The 17,873-nt window shown below is 53.6% G+C and carries 15 protein-coding genes, 1 tRNA gene and 2 pseudogenes; 4 read left to right on the plus strand and 14 right to left on the minus strand.

Going from position 1 to position 17,873, the window contains the following annotated elements:
• Positions 1–1,767, minus strand: a complete 1,767-nt coding sequence (locus Pla52o_RS22030) for a SpoIIE family protein phosphatase (protein WP_231612551.1) — start codon at positions 1,765–1,767, stop codon at positions 1–3.
• Positions 1,768–2,120: 353 nt separating this feature from the next.
• On the opposite strand from Pla52o_RS22030, the gene Pla52o_RS22035 reads away from it, so the two are divergent.
• A tRNA-Gln gene (locus Pla52o_RS22035) sits at positions 2,121–2,192 on the plus strand.
• Positions 2,193–2,331: 139 nt separating this feature from the next.
• Here the strand turns inward: Pla52o_RS22035 and Pla52o_RS27960 are convergent.
• The 3 genes and pseudogenes from Pla52o_RS27960 to Pla52o_RS22050 all read right to left on the minus strand — a co-directional run.
• Positions 2,332–3,432 (minus strand): annotated as a pseudogene (locus tag Pla52o_RS27960) (tyrosine-type recombinase/integrase); the annotation flags it as partial.
• Positions 3,416–3,682, minus strand: coding sequence for a helix-turn-helix domain-containing protein (locus Pla52o_RS27540; protein WP_231612552.1), 267 nt, complete (start codon positions 3,680–3,682; stop codon positions 3,416–3,418). The pseudogene Pla52o_RS27960 and the gene Pla52o_RS27540, both read right to left, overlap by 17 nt.
• Positions 3,679–4,344 carry a hypothetical protein gene (locus Pla52o_RS22050; protein WP_146596790.1) on the minus strand — a complete coding sequence of 222 codons (666 nt, stop codon included), beginning with the start codon at positions 4,342–4,344 and terminating at the stop codon, positions 3,679–3,681. The genes Pla52o_RS27540 and Pla52o_RS22050 overlap by 4 nt, the downstream gene beginning before the upstream one ends.
• A gap of 910 nt (positions 4,345–5,254) precedes the next feature.
• Here Pla52o_RS22050 and Pla52o_RS22055 point away from each other — a divergent pair.
• Positions 5,255–5,710 (plus strand): hypothetical protein, encoded by a 456-nt coding sequence (locus Pla52o_RS22055; protein ID WP_146596791.1) that lies wholly within the window; start codon positions 5,255–5,257, stop codon positions 5,708–5,710.
• 988 nt (positions 5,711–6,698) lie between these two features.
• Here the strand turns inward: Pla52o_RS22055 and Pla52o_RS22060 are convergent.
• On the minus strand, positions 6,699–7,082 hold the full coding sequence (locus tag Pla52o_RS22060) for a hypothetical protein (RefSeq protein WP_146596792.1): 384 nt from the start codon (positions 7,080–7,082) through the stop codon (positions 6,699–6,701).
• Positions 7,083–7,641: 559 nt separating this feature from the next.
• On the opposite strand from Pla52o_RS22060, the pseudogene Pla52o_RS22065 reads away from it, so the two are divergent.
• Positions 7,642–7,831 (plus strand): annotated as a pseudogene (locus tag Pla52o_RS22065) (hypothetical protein); the annotation flags it as partial.
• A 1,174-nt stretch (positions 7,832–9,005) separates the two neighbouring features.
• Here Pla52o_RS22065 and Pla52o_RS22070 read toward each other — a convergent pair.
• The 9 genes from Pla52o_RS22070 to Pla52o_RS22100 form a co-directional block, all read right to left on the minus strand.
• Positions 9,006–9,293 (minus strand): hypothetical protein, encoded by a 288-nt coding sequence (locus tag Pla52o_RS22070; RefSeq protein WP_146596793.1) that lies wholly within the window; start codon positions 9,291–9,293, stop codon positions 9,006–9,008.
• A gap of 3 nt (positions 9,294–9,296) precedes the next feature.
• Positions 9,297–10,340: an alpha/beta hydrolase family esterase gene (locus tag Pla52o_RS22075; RefSeq protein WP_197169425.1), complete on the minus strand. Its 1,044-nt coding sequence runs from the start codon at positions 10,338–10,340 to the stop codon at positions 9,297–9,299.
• 2,785 nt (positions 10,341–13,125) lie between these two features.
• Positions 13,126–13,920 (minus strand): DUF1559 family PulG-like putative transporter, encoded by a 795-nt coding sequence (locus Pla52o_RS22080; protein WP_146596795.1) that lies wholly within the window; start codon positions 13,918–13,920, stop codon positions 13,126–13,128.
• A gap of 236 nt (positions 13,921–14,156) precedes the next feature.
• A complete protein-coding gene (locus Pla52o_RS27545) occupies positions 14,157–14,384 on the minus strand; it encodes a hypothetical protein (RefSeq protein WP_231612553.1) in 228 nt (75 codons plus the stop codon).
• Between the two features lie 13 nt (positions 14,385–14,397).
• Positions 14,398–14,895, minus strand: coding sequence for a hypothetical protein (locus tag Pla52o_RS22085; RefSeq protein WP_146596796.1), 498 nt, complete (start codon positions 14,893–14,895; stop codon positions 14,398–14,400).
• 4 nt (positions 14,896–14,899) lie between these two features.
• Positions 14,900–15,037, minus strand: coding sequence for a hypothetical protein (locus Pla52o_RS27120; protein ID WP_197169426.1), 138 nt, complete (start codon positions 15,035–15,037; stop codon positions 14,900–14,902).
• The gene (locus Pla52o_RS22090) at positions 15,034–15,510 is read right to left on the minus strand and encodes a VOC family protein (RefSeq protein WP_146596797.1); all 477 of its coding nucleotides are present in this window, start codon (positions 15,508–15,510) and stop codon (positions 15,034–15,036) included. Before Pla52o_RS22090 ends, Pla52o_RS27120 begins: the two co-directional genes overlap by 4 nt.
• Before the next feature lie 112 nt (positions 15,511–15,622).
• A complete protein-coding gene (locus Pla52o_RS22095) occupies positions 15,623–16,069 on the minus strand; it encodes a hypothetical protein (RefSeq protein WP_146596798.1) in 447 nt (148 codons plus the stop codon).
• 131 nt (positions 16,070–16,200) lie between these two features.
• Positions 16,201–16,638 carry a hypothetical protein gene (locus Pla52o_RS22100; RefSeq protein WP_146596799.1) on the minus strand — a complete coding sequence of 146 codons (438 nt, stop codon included), beginning with the start codon at positions 16,636–16,638 and terminating at the stop codon, positions 16,201–16,203.
• Positions 16,639–16,964: 326 nt separating this feature from the next.
• Here Pla52o_RS22100 and Pla52o_RS22105 point away from each other — a divergent pair, with 326 nt between their 5' ends.
• On the plus strand, positions 16,965–17,576 hold the full coding sequence (locus tag Pla52o_RS22105; RefSeq protein WP_146596800.1) for a tyrosine-type recombinase/integrase: 612 nt from the start codon (positions 16,965–16,967) through the stop codon (positions 17,574–17,576).
• The last annotated feature ends 297 nt before the right edge of the window (positions 17,577–17,873 follow it).

A 17,873-nucleotide genomic window follows, 5' to 3' on the forward strand; every position in this document is an offset into this window, starting at 1 on the left:
CTAGGCTCCCGTGTCGATTTCGTCGTCGTACGGATCGTAGTCCACCGTGTCGGTCGCCTTCGCGATCGCTTGACCGGGCGCTGCAATCCGTTCGATCACCACCAAACACATATCGTCAAAGGGCGGGGCATCGCCCACATGCTCCAAGACGGCGTCAACCAAACTGTCCTTGATCTCCTCCGCATTTCCCCCCGCCGCGGTAAGTTGACGGACGCGATCGATACCAAATTCGTGGTCGTCGATATCCATCGCTTCGTTGATGCCGTCGGTATACATCACCGCGACATCCCCGACGGCCATTGGAAACTCCACCGCTTCGTAGGTCATGCCGTCATCGATCGCGATCGGCAACCCCGATTCTTCCTGACCCGGTTCGACGATCGAGCCATCGCTTGCTAAGCGGACGACCGGTGCCATGTGGCCCGCGTTGACGATCGTCACTGTCTCGCTGTTAGGATTGATCACGATCAACAAGAATGTGACAAACCGCTCGACGTGCAACCGACTCATCCGATCGTTCAATCGCTCGGTGGCCCGCGCCACATTGGAATCACTTGCTAAGCAAAATCGTGTTTCGGCAGACAATTTTGCCATGAACATTGCCGCCGCGACTCCGTGCCCGACCACGTCGGCGACCACGATCCCGACGCGTCCGTCCGAGAAGTGGATGTAGTCAAAATAGTCGCCGCCAATGTGGTTCGCCGCTCGATAGAAACTGCACACGCGATAGCCAGGAGCGTCGGGTGGCGATTGGGGCAAGAATGCCTGCTGGACCTCGGTCGCTAACTTCAAGTCCTGTTCCACTTCACGCTGAACCAACGCTTGTTCGTGCAAACGCGCGTTGTTGATCACCACTCCCGCCTGGGCCGCCACGCCACTGAGCAAGTCGGTGTCCTCTTCGCGAAATTGGCCGCGTCCTTTGAGTGAGTCGATTTGTAACGCCCCGAAGGCTTGACCGCTGCCATCGATCAGCGGCGCACAGATCATCGAGCGGATCGAAAAGTCCGCGATCGATTGACTGCTGTCAAATCGCGTGTCTTCGGATGCATCGAGCGACAAAATTGCCTCGCCCGTGTTCATCACTTCGCGAATGATCGTTCGGCTGATGCGAACCGTCTCGCTCTCATCACGCGGCTGACGCGTCTTCACCCAGCGTGGAATCAAGTTCCCCTTGGCGTCTTCCATGACCACAAAGCCGCGGTCGGCGGCAGGGAAAATGGCAAACAAACTATTGAGCACTTTGGGCAACACTTCATCGAGCCCCAGTGCATTGCTAAGGTTGCTATTGATTCGCATCAAAGCTTCGAGCTTGGCTTCGGGCGTTGCCGATAGCTTGAGCCCTTCGCTGCTGCTGCGGAATTCCACCTTCGAGGAGCTGATTTTCTCGGTTTCATTCTCTTCGACCATCATGATGCCGAAGTTCGAACCGTCGAAGGTCATTTGATTTTGAACACGAGCGAATTCGGGAACCACGTCTTGGTGAAACACCAGTTCGACGTCACTAATGCGGACCCGGTCGCCCTCGCGCAGGACCTCGGGCTCGGTCAGCAATTGTCCATTGAGGAACGTGCCATTGCGGCTACCGGAATCTTCGACGAGAAAATCGTCGTTGCGCTGGACCACTTTGGCGTGATAGCGACTGACCGCCCCCGCATCGACGACGATGTGACAATCCGGATGTCGTCCGATAATGGTCTCGCCGTCTTGCAATCGATAACGCTCGGCGCTGCCATCATCTCCAATCGAGCTGGTCGACAAGAAAGCCATAGAACAATCCCTAAAACCTAATTTTGCAAACGAAAGGGGCACTCGCGGGGTGGGGCAGCATAATTAGGTTTTGCCTTGTGTTGCCAGAGAGACTTGTGTTGCCAGAGAGAATCAGTGGAGGGAGTTCGGGTTGCAGTTCCCCCCCCTCTTTGCTGCGGAAGCCCCTCTGGATCCCACGTCTGGAATCCACGCCGCTAGCACATTCTATGCCGTGGGAGCTCTGGCAACAACGAAGGGAGAAACGAAGGGATCTTGACTGCGTGACAAAAAACGCTCCAAATACGCTGGCGGAGGCGTTACAGCGAGTAGCGAAAGTCACAATTAAGTTTATGATACGCTTCCCGCGTGAGCACTGCCCCATAGTGTAATTGGCAACACGACAGATTCTGACTCTGTTATTCTAGGTTCAAGTCCTAGTGGGGCAGCTAACGCCGTTATACACGGTGTTTCTGAGTCATCCACAGCCGGAAACGTGCTGTTTTCGACCGTCGATATCTCCGTGAGGCACGGGGATTCAGCATGATTTACACCCCTAGTTACACCCCGTTCCCAGTGTTCGTCAGTGACCTGCAAATAATGCTTTGCGGCTGTCTTGCTGGAGTGACCTAGCCAAGCGTTTATCACATGGTCCGGGTGCTGTTCTTGCAACTCCGTCCGACGCGTAGACCGTAGGTTCTGAAACGTCTTTACCCAAGGCGTCACGCCTGCCGACTCGATGACTCGGTTTAATTGCGTCCCAAGGTTCGCAAGTCGATGGTATCGGTGAATGCAGCGGGTCGACCCCTCAGGCCTCTGATCGGACGCCTGTTTGAGATACGGCAATAACTCAGGAAAGATCGGGCACTCTCGCACGCCTGTCTTTGGCGAGTCGATACGCAACCGCCCCTGATTCCACAGTACGTCGTCCCAATTCAGGGATAGGATCTCACACCGCCGGAGTCCAGCGAATCGAGCAAGGGCGAAGATCAACCGCCACTGAGGGTCAGGGCAGGCCTTCAACACTTTCTTAGCGGTTGCCGGAGTGATGAAGTGATCCCGATCCCGGTTGACTTCCCCACCTGCCTTGATGTCCTCAAAGGGACTCTCAGTGATCAGGCGAGACTTGACGGCGTGCTTGAAGATTGTCTTGGCTCTCTTAACCAGCTTCGATACGGTTGATTCTGCCATCGTCTTGGTGGTATTGCCGTCATCGTCCCAAGCAACCGGTCGGGCTAATAGCCATCGTCTCCATTGCTCAGCGTCGGCAACCGTGATAGCTGCAATCGGCTTGTGTTCTCCGAAGTGCTCTACCAAGTAGTCTCGGGCGTACTCGTATGCATCGACCGTAGACTGTGCGATATCGGTTCGGTCTTCAATATAGGAATCCACAAACGGCTTCAGAAGCCGTGCGGCGTCTCCGTTGACTCGCTTAGCGTCTATCAAACCGACACGCACCAGCCGCTCGTGTAGCGTACCACTCAAATCGTTAGCCCAGAGAGCGGTCGATGGTTCCGGTTGTCCAGCCGATCGCTTCGCACGTACTAACTCTTCAATGTGACGCTTAACGTTCTCGGCACGTCGTTTCTGGTTGTCGGTTAGCCGGATCGAGTGACGCTTACCCTCGTACAGAAACTGCAGACGCCAATTGATAATCCCGTTGCGTTTTTCCTTACTGATCGACGCCATTCTGTTTCCTCAATGCTGCGACTACTTCGGACGGTTCGTACAATCGCCGGGTGCCGACTTGGATACTCGGGATTTTGCCTTCACTGCGAAGGCGGTCAATAAAGGGTTTGCTGATCCCTAGCATAGTTGCCAGTTTGGTTGAACTCACCAGCAAGTGCTGTGTAGCTGGTGGCTCTGGACGCGGTGGCAGCTTCGCAAGGATGGCTTCTGCTATCGCTTCTGCCAATGCTTCTGTGTCGATACTGATCACGCCGACACCATCCTTTCGACCGCTTCGATGTCCTTGGCAAGATCCGTAACGCGAACGATGGCGTTTTCACCAATCTTCAATTCCGGCCGATCGCAAAAACGAGATTTCATCCTTTTCGGGCCCTTCAAAAACACCGCGTTTTCCGCACTCAAACGGCTCTCGGGATTTTGAATTGTTACACAGCCAGCAGACCCTGGTGTATCTACACCAAGAATGGTGTTCGCTCGATTTTCGATCGCTTTCAGACGCTCTCGTTTTGCCTCATTGGCTTTGTCCAGATTGGCACGGCTAGCCGTCGCAGGCATACGGACGTGAAGCAGGCCGACGTCGAATGAGTCAACCCAAGTCATCGCTCTGACGACTTCAATCGTGACCGCCACCAACGCTCTTGCATGGCGGTTCCCTACTGTCTTGTGGAAGTTGATCTCGATTCGGTCGAGAGACGAACGGCGACCACTGACGCGGTCTAGCCATCGATCAACGTCAATCGAGGAAGGTGGGGCACATTCGAGGATATCCAAGCAGCAACAACAGAGGTTGCTGGCTCGAAGGGCGGCGTCAATGCGGCGGGTAGCCGACCGGCTGGCTTTAGCTTCGGTTTGCTTTTGTAGCCAAGTGAGGTTGGCTTGAAGATTAGACAGGGTTTGTTTACGCGATAGCACTGAATCGGATTCCAGAGAGAGAACCCACAACGACGAAATTGTCTGTGGGTTCTCGTCCGATTCGTCAGACGTCCGTCTGTACGCGAGAAGTTTTAGCAATAGCATCGGCCATCGCAGGTGGTCAAATTCTAACCGTCTCCGACGGATGCCGAGATGGCACGAAGGCTTAACCCTATAGGGGATGAACGCTCAATCTCGATAGACCCCAGTATAGTCCGCGAACAATCGATTGCAACAGATTCCTAGCCTCTTACAGCAGCTTGTTGTACCGGAGCCCCTTCAACCTGAATTACTGATGCAACCCGCAACGAGAGACTGAAGCCGGAGTCTGCAGCCGGGAGCCTTTAGGGAAAACAACAAGCCGTTACAGTCAGTTTCACGTGTTTTGCAGGCTAAATCGAGATTAGGGCCGATTTTCGCAAAACAAGTCCCTCTATAAAAGATCTCTCTACTACTTACTAACTTTCCTACCGTAGGTTTATTTGAAGAAAACACCCCAAAACGGGATCTAGACCGCAAATTACGTGAAACGCGTTTTGACGATTTTGCCCTCCTTGTAGGGGGCTTGCGGCGATTCTCGCCAGCTTCTCTAGGGCCGAACTATTAACTTGTTCGCGACTGCTGCGGTTTTGGACGAGAATCTTGCGAAATTCAAAATATATTTCTGAGTCACCGGAGCCCCTGAGCCTAATGGTCCTGGGAACGCCGGACTGGATGCCCCTCTTGAGGGTGGCTTGATCCCCGTGGTGCATGTGACTCCGGCAACTCTCTCACGGTTAGGCCGACCGTAGTCCATAGACTTTAACGCAGCCGCTGCCTCCCCTATCAATTTCAAGAATTCTCGATTTATTTCAATGCTCACGAACAAGTTGTAGTTAGAGAAATAACAACACACTATTCGGGAATTTAAATGCAACGAGTACTAACGATCGACGGAGACCCAAAGTCTCTTGCTCAATGGGCATATGCAACGGGTAACTCATACGGGTTGATCTACAATCGACTGCTAGCCGGTTGGACCGACAAGGACGCGGTCTACGGGAAGCAGACCGGGCCGAAACTCACAGTAGACGGTGTCACGCATTCCGTCTCTGAATGGGCGAAAATTACAGGGACTGATTACAAAACGATCTACTGCCGATCGTACCAAGGCTGGAACGACAAGGACGCAGTCTACGGTAAGGATCAACCAAAACACGCTCTCACAATCAACGGCGTGACGCGATCAATCGTAGAATGGGCGAAGATCTCAGGCCAGAGTTACGGCCTGATTCACTCGCGAGTCCGCGCAGGCTGGAACGACGAAGACGCGGTCTGTGGGAAGGGCCGCAAGCTGAGCGTCGAAACCCTACTGGGAGCTAAGTGAGTTATGACGGAACCAAAGTACACTTTGCTGAGTGACCAAGCCAAGGCCGATGCAGCTGCAGCCGCTGAGGCTGCCGCTGAGAAAGCTTTCAGGGAGCGTATATCCCGCCAAGAGAAAGCGAAAGCCGTGTCCCGTCGTACGGCTCTTGAGCGAGCCGAAACGTGTTCAATGGAGGAATACCTCGCGAATCGTTCGCAGTTCCGCAGAGACATCGGCTGCAATGACAATGACTACGGGTTGCGTCAATAATCGGTGCCTGTTTCCTAAGCAATTCATATTGCCCAAGCGGGCAACACGTTAAACGCAACGTTTCTTGCCTATCCGGTGCAACGTAGCGCAAGTTATCGGACGTTGACAGACTGCCCAACACGTTCCGGCCTCCCAATCGGCAGTGTCAACGCATCCGGGAATGCCAGAAGAGGGAATATTCAGCTCAGGATATCGCCTTGGTGACAAGGTATCTCAATCTACAATCCGCCTTCCCCGTTGCAGTGTCCCAGACCCGCCGTGACGCAGCGAGAAACCCGTCATTGTCCCATGTTGCTGCTATCCGGAACCGCACGAAACCCTACGGCCGTAGGTTTCCGTTCTCCCACTTGCAACGCCCCTGCAGTTATCCCAAGCGTTGCCGCTGCGTCCGCTGCTCGGGCGATACGGATTGCTTGTGTGATCCGGGCAGGCCTAGTTGAACCGCCGTTCCAACCGGATACCACAGATACGCAAATTGCCACTTCAGTACGAACAGAAGGACCCATCCGGCTGCCGGTGCGGCCGTGCTTCCCGTGCCGGCTGCCCCGCTAACGGTTCAGCGGTGTTCGGCCTTGCGTGCTGTAGCGGGTGGACGGGTCGGGGTGCTCGTAGGGGGCGGGAGGGTTTTGAAGGCGGGGTGATGTGAACCGGCATCCTGTGGCATAAGGGCGGCCGTACCCTCTCACGAGTATGGCTACCGATTCGCTAATCACAGAACTATCGCGACCTCTACAAAAGACTAGTTCTCGCCACCTGTTTCCCCCGTCCAAGAATCGAGAACGGCTCTACCGAAATTTGTAGATATTCGGATTGCGAAAAGCTCTCGTCCATAATCTTTGGACGATGCTAGACAATTGGAGATACCTCTCGAAAGATTCACCCCTTCGGCCATGGTTTCGAAAGAGCCATAGGTCACCTCTTTATATTCGTTGGGCGAACCAAGCGTTAGTTGATCAGGACGAATGATGGAATCCCAACGCTCGCAATTTGCATCTCGGAAATCGGAGTGACGATAACCTGTGCCGAAGCCGAGATTGTAGGGGTAGCTCTGGGTGAGCGGCTTCCAAACACTTGGAGGAAGAAGTACCTCGACGTAGAACGCATCGCTTCTGTTTTCTGCCATTTTATTGGCTCCTGTCGTATGCGTCCCCCACCAAGACGTATACATGCTGAAAATTCTACCTGTGGATGAGGGATTACGCAAGCTCTTGGAACTTGCCATGCGAAATGGGGGGATTCTAGCCATTTGTTGTAGGCTTATTCTTTGCGGCGAATTGTCGAGCGGTTGCTAGTACGTGAGCTTGTTCAGGTGCAGACAGACGCTTCCAGATCGCGAGCAACTCAGACAATGACACCCCAGAGTACACCCCAGAATCCGGAAACCGCCAAAAACACGGGCTTTTTGGTGATTGTTCGCTCCCTAGTGGGGCAGCTAGCCGAAATCCCGTTAAGGGCCACAAGTCGGCATAACACGTCTTTTGCCGCGTTTTCCAGCGTGTCTTTCGAAAGGCCCTCTGCCCTTAAAGAGTCCTGAAGACTCTTGATGTCGGAAATCGGGTGTAGATTCTGGTGTAACTTCTCGCCCTTTACACCACCCCAGACCCCCGTTGCCCCCTCTCGGCTCGCCCCCCTCTCGGCTCGCCCGCTCGAAAGAGTCTTCCTTTGCCATAGCGTCGTGCTTCATGGCCACGGGGTCACTGTTTCTGATCCTGCTTGCAACAGGAAGCGTCCCAATCATTGTTGAAAGATGGTCTCCCGGAGAGCTGACTCTGCCTCTCCGCAACTTTCCAATTTTCGTCGGCTGCAACCGACGGGGAGACCATCATGAATGAAGTTAGTCTTTTAGAATCACTCGGGCAAGTTTCAGCCTCGGTGAACCGATCAAAAGGTTTCCGGACTGAATCACGAGTCACCGGCACGATACCCTAGAGTGAAGCGGCGTTGGCAGAGTCCGCCGCAGCGGGCTTTTTCTGTTACCAGGAAGTCCGCCACATTCTTCGGTAAGATGGCGGCACTCCATATTCACCGTGCATACTTCCACGCATCGGAGCGAAGCGACTTCTCATGTGCATGGGTTTGGCAGAATGATTGTTCGGCAAAATGATTTCCAAGATGGAGGCGGCTTGGGTTTTAAATCATTTTGCCCGTCAATCATTTTGCCAACTTTCATCGCCGTAAGTGGTCATCCGCGGTTCTCGTATGCGTGGGTTTGGCAGAATGATTGTTCGGCAAAATGATTTCCAGGATCGACGCGGTCGGGTCTAAAATCATTTTGCCCGTCAAACATTTTGCCAACTTTCATCGCCGTAAGTGGTCATCCGCGGTTCTCGTGTGCGTGGGTTTGGCAGGATGATTGTTCGGCAAAATGATTTCCAGGATCGAGCGGCTTGGGTTTTAAATCATTTTGCCCGTCAATCATTTTGCCAACTTTCATCGCCGTAAGTGGTCATCCGCGTTTCTCGTGTGCATGGGTTTGGCAGAATGATTATTCGGCAAAATGATTTCCAGGATGGAGGCGGCTTGGGTCTAAAATTATTTTGCCCGTCAATCATTTTGCCAACTTTCATCGCCGTAAGTGGTCATCCGCGGTTCTCGTGTGCATGGGTTTGGCAGAATGATTATTCGGCAAAATGATTTCCAGGATCGAGGCGGTTGGGTTTTAAATCGTTTTGCCCGTCAATCATTTTGCCAACTTTCATCGCCGTAAGTGGTCATCCGCGGTTCTCGTGTGCGTGGGTTTGGCAGAATGATTGTTCGGCAAAATGATTTCCAGGATCGAGGCGGTCGGGTCTAAAATCATTTTGCCCGTCGATCATTTTGCCAACTTTCATCGCCGTAAGTGGTCATCCGCGGTTCTCATGTGCATGGGTTTGGCAGAATGATTATTCGGCAAGATGATTTCCAGGATGGAGGCGGCTTGGGTTTTAAATCATTTTGCCCGCCAATCATTTTGCCAATTTTCATTACCGCAAGTGGTCATCCACGGTTCTCATGTGGAGCGGAAAAAGGGGCAGGAGCCGATTTGGCACACGGTTGCCATTGGAATTTATCGATCTGATCGAGATGTGAACGCAGAGTAAACCCCAGAAACTAACGCTGCAGCTGCGATGCAAATCAGGGCGTAGATCAGTCCTGGGATCCAACCGGCCACGATCGATAAACCTGGAGCCAAACTGTTGTATTGCGAGTCACTGGCAAGGTTGTATTGTCCGGCTGTCACCATCAGCAACCAAAACCAGATGGTGCCCCACAGGATCGCCCGAGTCTTGCTGCGAATCGTGAAAGCAAAAACGGCGGGCACGGAAAACGACAGTATCGCGAATGCAGTATCCAATGGCTAACCTTCGCTAGCGTCGTCCGACGATGCATTGCTGGCTGCCGGTTTGCGGCCATGACTCTCAAAAAAGTCCCATATCACTTCGAATCCATCGATATCCTGATTCGTTTTTCCAACGATGTTTTCTGGCATGCGGATGTCGCGTCCCGGCAACGAGTGTCCTCCGCCAACGACTTTGTAAAGTGCGACGTTCGTATCTCGCTTTCCGCCAGACCAAAAAGATCTTTCGATCGAACAACCGTCGGATGCGTCTTTGTCCGCGAGCTTGGTAACCGCAGCTTGATTTGCAATACCGTTTTGCTTCAACCAAAGCTCGATGGCCTCGTCGGTCGAAATGCAATGACCACGACTCTTGCTTGGCTTCGAACTGAACTTCGCGAGCCTGGGGAAGAGGTTGATCACCACTTCGCCACCGTCGTAGGGAACGATGGGATCCATCGTTCCATTTAGATAAAGGATGGAGACTGGATGGTTTGGAGCAAATGATTCTTTGAGTGGTTTTGCCATAGTAGCGATCACGATTGCCACTGCCGAGAACGTTTCCGAATGTTCGATCGCAAGTCGCTGGGTCATGAATCCACCATTGGAAATGCCCATCGAAAAGATTCGATCCGAATCAATCGTGTATTCGTCCTTGACTCGATTAATCACCGCCATCGCGAACGCAACATCGTCAATCGAATTGTCATGCTCAACGAATAGCTCCGACTCGCGACCGTCGTTCCAATGTTTATTGATCGCATTCGGATAAACGACGATGAACCCCTTCTTTTTTGCAAATTGCGTCAAACCCATTGCGGACGCCTGATCATCGCTGCCTCCTCCGCCGTGAAAACAGAGGACTAGCGGTGTCGTGGTGTTATCGTTGTAGCGCTCGGGAACAAAAATTCGATACTGTCGTTCTCGCCCTTCATGAGTAAAGAGGACTCTCTCGCCTGTTGGATCAGGACGCTGCCATTGCGAATAAGCGATGCCGGTAATCGTAAAGAGAATGATTACCGAAGCACCCAAGACAGTAATTCCTTTGCCTTTGTTTGAACTCATCGACTTCGCTGCCTCGTACATTGCTTGTGCATTGCATCTCAATCGGATCAATGACGCGTATCCTAAACGTCACCGACGTCCGGCGTCGGCCACGTAGAACGGTGTTTTTCGAAGTTTAGAATACGCTTTGTGTTCCCGGTTTGCAAAACCTTCTTCCCGCACCCAACGCCGCACCAAGACCATCGAGATTGTTAGAAGTCCCTTCGATTCGCGGCCGATCCCGCAAGTGCAAAATTGCCTGCCAATCACGCGAATGAAAAGTGCAGGCTAGCCGCGGTAGCGGCGACAGGCTGTTACCAGTAAGTCGTGGAAGATTCAAAATAGATGATGCCCCCCCAGGCCCCACACCGATGTGGAGCATTCTTTGTCCGATATCGACAATGATCAGCGAGGACCGGCGGACGAGCTACCATCAGGCGACGCATTTTCAAGGAATCGGAGGCACCACTTGATTCTGGCTGTTTGGGGCCGGGTGTTGACCCGAGCATCAGAAAAGTGCACTCCAAAAGGATACCAGTGTTCGATCGTCAGCGCAAGATTTTTCCACGAACGATGGAGCGTGGGCTGTTCGCGACAAGAAGAAATGAACGAACAGGAGGAAACGGAGAGAACAGAGCAGAATGGACCAGCGTCTCCGTGTCCTCTGCGGCCTCCTGTTCAATCCGACCGCGTTGATCGTCTTGGGCGACAAAAAGATGTCTGGCAAAAAGATGAAGAATAGATCCTGGTGATCGCGACACTGAGCTTTTTTCCCACGTCACGCATCTTTTTGTCCCACATGTTTTTGCCAGTCATTTAATGGAGAAAAAGTCTCGACGGGGCGGCGTGCAATTCAAAACGTCTGCGACGTCCAACGATTTCGAGCGTTGACGGTACCAACGCGAACCACGGGATCGACCTCGCGATTTCTTCCATGCCAGAACGGTGGTGGTCACCCGATCCAAGCGGACGAGCCACCGTCAGAAATAAGTACTCCCCCAAAAACGATACCAGTGTTCGATCGGCGGCGCAAGATTTGGCCGCGAACGATGGAGCGTGGGCTGTTCGCGACAAGAAGAAGTGAACGAACAGGAGGAAACGGAGAGAGGAGAGGAGGATGGACCAGCGTCTCCGTGTCCTCTGCGCCCTCCTGTTCAATCCGACCGCGCTGATCGACTTGGTGCCAAAGGGGGCAGTGCCAACGGGTGCCAACGGGGACAGAGCATCTTGACCAATTTGTTTTTGCAGCAGCAATGCGGGACGCCGGACAGGCAGGTTAGAAAATAGAGGGTTAGAAGATGTGGGGAGCAGATGTCGGCCAGCAAATATCCAAGCGTTCGGAAGAACTGGCGGCGTTTTAGGGCAAACAATCGGTCAAACAAAACAGACGAGAATGGACCAGCGTCTCCGTGTCCTCTGCGCCCTCCTGTTCAATCCGACCGCGTTGATCGTCTTGGACGACAACAAGATGTTTGGCAAAAAAATGAAGAATAGATTTGGGGCGATCGCGACACTGAGCTTTTTTCCCACGTCACGCATCTCTTTTTCCCACATGTTTTTGCCAGTCATGTAATGGAGAAAAAGTCTCGACGGGGCGGCGTCCAATTCAAAACGTCTGCGGTGTCCAACGATTTCGAGCGTTGACGGTACCAACGCGAACCACGGGATCGGCCTCGCGATTTCTTCCATGCCAGAACGGTGGTGGTCACCCGGCGGTGACCCACGAGAGTCCGCTTGCCAACTCGCTGCCGCGCGGCATGCATCCCGTTGTTAATGGACGTGAGGGGCAGGAATCGATGAGCCGCGAGAACGCCGGAAATAATTTCGAGCGAATGCGGGCCACCCCAGTCCAGTCGCCAGAATCGAAGAGACCAGCGCCAGGTAGACGAACAATGAGACGAAGTCACCAATCCGGGCAGGAACGCGATAGAAAACAATCGAGAAAAACGGGAAGCAATAAGACGAGCCGGAGCATCACGACACGTTTGGAGAAGAATACCGTGGTGAATGCGAATAGCAGAAACAAGGGAGTAAGAAGGTTTGCCAACCGGGCAATGGCCACAAACGCGTAGATGTCGTCAAAGCGGCTTGCAAGTACCCTGGCAAGCGAAGGTGTGAATTGCGAGTAGCGGTCCGCGTACAGAATGCACGCGAGTAGTGCAACGGAAGCGTTCCAGGCAATTCGTTTCCGGGACGGCACTAGGCGCAGACGGAGGGAGCGGCGAGGTGGCGGAACGGCAGGTGCAGATTCGTATGGGTTCACGGCATGCCACGGATCGCGTCAGCGGGATCTCGATTTGCCATCACTGAGATCGCATCGTACGGCATCGATGTCAAAAAACGCGTCATCGCGATCTTCGTATGAATGTCATGATTAGGCGCGACTTGTGATGCGGCAAAGTCTTGGGGTGTATTGAGTCGTTGAATCTAACGGCCACGCAATACGAAATACAAGTTCGGCGGACCGTCCGAGCACGATCCACGCAAGATGGATCCCGTCGTGGATGTTCGCGAAGTCGAAAAGCGACTGCCAGCCGATCGAAGGTGTTTCAATGGTTTCATGACTCTGTGCACTTATTTCTTATACATGAGGCGGCTTTCGTCATCACGATCGTGGTGCATTGTGGAAAGGTCAAAGGCCTGTATCGCAATGTTTGGGAAGGCATGCCGAGTTTGTTGCGCAGTCACGCGAGACCGAGGTGCTAAGCACCTCGGCAGAAGTCTTTCGGCATAAATCCTCAAAGCGGCGAAGCTGCAAAACGTAGCCTAGGCAACGTTAAGCCCAATGAGGTGTGCGGAGGTGCTGCTAATACGCAGCGGGGATTCCCGGTATGCTGAATCTGTCTGATTGGTCCTTCGTAATGTACGACCGAAGGTCCGCTGGAGAAACGGCGTCAGAGACAAAGTGAACGCCACCATCACAACTGACTGTCATAAAACCGTTTGAACTAAAGCCGCCAAACCGAGGAATAACCGTGTCGGCCGAATAGGCAATGTCGATGGGTTTTGTCCACGGCTCCCGACTGCGCGATTCGGCCAGCATTAAAGTGGTGCCGGGCCACGCTCTGATATCGGTGTAGGTGGATGTCACGTTGGGATCAAAGGCCGTGCCACTGCCAACGATCGCGTAAAAGGCGGAATGATTTGATTCGGGGGCATCGCTGGGATGCCTGTAGACGGCAGGCATGGCATTGAGGATCTCCCGGTTTGGCTCCGAGTCCCACGGTTGATCGATGTCGTAACCGCATGCTTTGATCAATGCGGCATACTGCTCACGAGTGGTATTGGCGTTCAGTGCATCATTGTCGATGCCGTCAACGTAGTGCTTAAGGACGGGCAACAGTTCGACGCGCCAACTGTACTTGGTTTTGCCGTCGGGAGCGTAAAGCACAGCAGGCGGAAAGCGGCCAAAAATGTCGTGGTATCCATGCATCGCAATCCCGAGCCTTTGCAGGTTCGTAAACCCGGCGGGATGTTTAGCCTGCTTCGCTGGATCAGGATCGTCACTGAAAGCCAACGAGGTAACGGAAAGTAAAGCAAATGCGAACGCGATAACTCGGTATTGCATCAGAGTCTCCTGTGCTGGGGTGTAGTCGTCCAAAGACGATCATGCGAGGGGTAAGGTCTGTCTGCCGATTCGCTGTGTAACGTGTGAATTCACTGGGCAACGGGAATTGACCTTCGGCTTCGAACCGTGTTGCCACCGACGCTCCAGTGCAGTTTTGGGGTTGTCCGCCGGGCCGGACTGTTTCGCGGTATCCCGCATCGTATCTGCGATCTTCCGCACAGTGGTTGTCACTCGCAAACCACGTTCGCCCGTTTCATCGGTAGTTGGCCTCAGAACCGTCGCGTGTTCCGAACGTACATTTTACGTCCCAACGTCAAACGCATAAGTTGCCGAGCTAGGTTGTGAAGGATCGACAGCAAGAACGGTAGACGATGCGAATCGAACTGCGAGTAATGCAAAGCGTTCCAGCGTGGCGACGGTACTCGTTTGATATCAGACGGGTAGCGTTTGCTATAACCGGGATCGCCCAAGGTGGCAGCCATTTGAAATCTCGCCATGGCGGTCTCCGGTTTATGATGCGGTGCTGCCATTTTTGCGGCGCCGAACCGGTTTGCCATCACCGTGGGATTCCAAGGCAAGGGCATTGGCGGATACTGACGCAAGCAATACTCCGTCCAGCACGACGAGCGCAAAAGTCACGATACCACATAAGGAATTTGCGATGTCAAATTGAGTCGCAGTGGTTGCTGTTCGCCACAGAAAGAACACCACGATCGATTGAAGAATTCCGATCGCCGCAGCAGACATGAAAACGCAGCTCGCAGGTGAGAATCCGTATCGAAAAGGAATCAAGTTTGGATTGCCGTCCGTTTCCTGAGAACCAGCCATATGTGGCACCAAGAAGAAATGCTCCGGCATCATTGCCATACCGATCATGATTCCATTAAAGCCAAGTGATTCAGGCCCGAACGGCGTACTGCTCGGAAGCGTTCCATCGATGAAAAAAGCCAATGCGAACGCGGTGACGACACAAGCAAGTGCGTAAATGCAGACGCCAAGAAAAACCATTGTGTTACGTCATTCCGTTGATGGGATTCGATGGCAGAACGACCGCGATCAGCGGCCGCGACGAATGAAAGTCCATTGCCAAACTGACCGGCTTCGCGGCGCCGGTGCATCGCATTGGTATTCGGTATTTTCGTAGTCTCATTCGTTTTGTTTCATAGGATTCGTTCGGGTCTCTGGCTGACCAAGCTGTTGAGCAAGACCGATCAGAATTCCCTTAGGGCCGCGAATGTAGCATAGCCGGTATCTGTCCTGGTAGTTGACGACTTCATCGACCACCGTCGCGCCAAGTTTGCCGATCCGCGAGAGCGTGTCGTCAAGGTCGTCAACCGCGAACATGACACGCAGATATCCAAGCGAGTTCACAGGAGCTGTGCGGTGATCGGATTTAATGGCCGGGGCGTCAAAGCGAGAGAGCTCCAATCGACTGTGGCCGTCAGGTGTGCACCTCATTGCAATTTCGACACGCTGGCCACGCAAGCCGGTGACGCGGCCGGCCCATTCATCCTCGATTGTCATCCGGCCTTCGAGAGCAAGGCCCAGCTCCGTGAAGAATATGACGGCGGTGTCGATGTCTTCCACCACGATGCCGACGTTGTCCATGCGTTTGATTGTCATGATGTCTCTCTGGCGAATAACGACCAGCGTAACCGGGCAGCGAAGTTAAGCGTTGGCTTGAAAATTCGCCGAATTCGCCGCTCCGGTTCAGACGCTCCGGTTCAGGCAATCGTTAGGCATATCTCTCAGGGTTCCTATAGCGGTCGGCTTCATCGTTATCGAATGGCTGAATTCCACCAAGGCGCAGTGCAGCACATTCGGCGTTGATGACCAAGTCCCCGTTTTGGCGTAATTCCAGCATCACGCCGTCGAATTCTCTCTCGTTAAACTTACCTTCACGCCATTCAACGCCTTTCATCTTGCAGTCAATTGTTTCAAGCGACGTTTCGCAGAAAAAGGCCGGCGCGTTGATGTTCAAGCGATTTGTGGAACCGATTAGCCGCAGACGCGTGCCTCCATCCAGGCCCTTCGGCCATTTGGGGGCGGTTCGCAATGGAGCGGTGAATGAAACTAATTCAAAATCAAGCGATCGCGAGTCGTAATGCAGGTTGATGAGGAATAGAGGTTCAAGATCTGCGCTGGCGTCAAAGTGACGAAGGATCCCTTCACCGCCCTGCACGCGGTCACACCAGACGCCTGTTGAGTGCATCATTTAAATCTACGCCTAATGGTCGTGATGTGCAGGTGGCGGGAGTTAACTTGCAAGCTGGCGGAACAGCGTGCCACCGCTGCTCCGTCACGATCGCATGGTTAGGTGCCGTCTGGCCGCGTCACCTTAAAGCGACAAGGTGCCGCATCCGTTTCGTCGACCGTAATCGTGCGTGGTTTCGTTATTGACATGGACTGTCCATGTTCAAGTGTCACTGCGATTACCTGTTTATTTGGCGCAAGATAGATCAACGCATCATTGTCAACGACGACAACCTCCCCGATCACTTCACCCTCTTCAAATAGATCCGCGCCGGGGAAGGACACGACGCACTTGCTCATTGCTTCGAGCTGCGTATTTGCGGGCAGCAAAAATGGCACGTGTGGATCGAGCGATGCGACACTGTCAGCCGCCACGTTTAAGGGCTTGGGAGCCGGTCCCCCACATCCCGATGCACCCAATATGAAGTAAACCAATAGGATCCCGCCGATACCCGACGGGAGTCGCTTGGCGGTCATAAGCATTGCAGATAGTGTCATTATTTAACTTGTTTCACGTAGGCACAAAAGGCAGTTATCAGCGAGGACGGACGGTTGAGTCTCCATCGGTCATTTCGCGACAGCCGTCCTTCGTTGTGCGGCATGGTTCGCTGCATAATAGAACAAATTCAAGTATCAGTTCGCCACTCATGTCCAGGCATGGACCTCGCCATAAGCCTCAGCCCGCGACTTCGGTTCAAGCGATGGTTCAAGTAAGCCGCTATCGCGGCGGGGTGGTTGGGTTTTTCGATCGTTAGTTTAGCAGGTGCTCACGGCGCAGGCATGTTTCCTTGTTGTTTTCTTTACCCTCTCAACAAGGTTCCACCATGGTCAACTACGACAACCTCCCTGCCGCTTCTCCCTACTTCGACGGCAAGCTCTATCAGAACATGAACGAAGACCTGCAGCTTGCCGGTATGAGCAAACGCACCGTGCACGGCTATCTGCGAGCCGTGCGACAACTGGCCGACTACTGCGAAAAACGCCCCAACCGAATCACCGAAGCCGAACTGCGGCGATACTTCCTGTACCTCAAGAACGAAAAACAATTCGCGTACGGTTCCATTCGTGTAGCCTTCTCAGGTATCAAGTTCTTCTACTCGCGAACCTGCAAGCGGAACTGGCAGACGCTCGCCACGATGAAGCTGCAGCGGTCCAAAACGATGCCGGAGGTGCTTACCATCGAACAGGTGCACCGCATCATCGACGCCTGCCGAGTCGAGCGGATTGCAGCCTTCTTTTGGACGACCTACTCGATGGGCTTGCGGCTCGAGGAAGCTCGCAACCTGCAAGTCGGTGACATTGATTCCCAGCGGATGAGCCTGTTTTGCACGGTTGCGGGTCGACCCGAGCGTGTCGATTCGATGCGTAGTCATCGGACGCACCGCCGCTACCATCTCCGGCGGCGGGCGCGTGAGCTGTTGACGAGTGCTTCGTAGCTAGCACGTAATATTTCTTTTGGGTTCTAGCGAGCAGGTGCCCACGACGGTGGGTTGCAGCTGTATTTTGCCATTGCCATTGCCATTGCCATTGCCATTGCCCATTGCCCATTGCCCATTGCCCATTGCCGGCCGCTTCGCGCGAGCGGTGGGGCACTCATCGCTCCATCTTGGCGTCCGCAACCGTCTGAAGATGCGGATCCTCAGCGTCCAATCGACCGAGCTAGAGCCACGCACCCCGGCCAAATGCTCTGTCCCCTCTTGGAGGTTCTCACTGAGGGACAGAGCGCTTTTGCG

This window comes from Novipirellula galeiformis, assembly GCF_007860095.1.
Taxonomy (GTDB): Bacteria; Planctomycetota; Planctomycetia; order Pirellulales; family Pirellulaceae; genus Novipirellula; species Novipirellula galeiformis.

Coding starts and splice junctions, on each gene's coding strand:
- Pla52o_RS22100 (WP_146596799.1), bottom strand. CDS start 16,638: ATGACACTATCTGCAATGCTTATGACCGCCAAGCGACTCCCGTCGGGT.
- Pla52o_RS27120 (WP_197169426.1), bottom strand. CDS start 15,037: ATGAGACTACGAAAATACCGAATACCAATGCGATGCACCGGCGCCGCG.
- Pla52o_RS22030 (WP_231612551.1), bottom strand. CDS start 1,767: ATGGCTTTCTTGTCGACCAGCTCGATTGGAGATGATGGCAGCGCCGAG.
- Pla52o_RS22085 (WP_146596796.1), bottom strand. CDS start 14,895: ATGGTTTTTCTTGGCGTCTGCATTTACGCACTTGCTTGTGTCGTCACC.
- Pla52o_RS22055 (WP_146596791.1), top strand. CDS start 5,255: ATGCAACGAGTACTAACGATCGACGGAGACCCAAAGTCTCTTGCTCAA.
- Pla52o_RS22105 (WP_146596800.1), top strand. CDS start 16,965: ATGGTCAACTACGACAACCTCCCTGCCGCTTCTCCCTACTTCGACGGC.
- Pla52o_RS22090 (WP_146596797.1), bottom strand. CDS start 15,510: ATGACAATCAAACGCATGGACAACGTCGGCATCGTGGTGGAAGACATC.
- Pla52o_RS22060 (WP_146596792.1), bottom strand. CDS start 7,082: ATGGCAGAAAACAGAAGCGATGCGTTCTACGTCGAGGTACTTCTTCCT.
- Pla52o_RS27545 (WP_231612553.1), bottom strand. CDS start 14,384: ATGGCGAGATTTCAAATGGCTGCCACCTTGGGCGATCCCGGTTATAGC.
- Pla52o_RS22075 (WP_197169425.1), bottom strand. CDS start 10,340: ATGAGTTCAAACAAAGGCAAAGGAATTACTGTCTTGGGTGCTTCGGTA.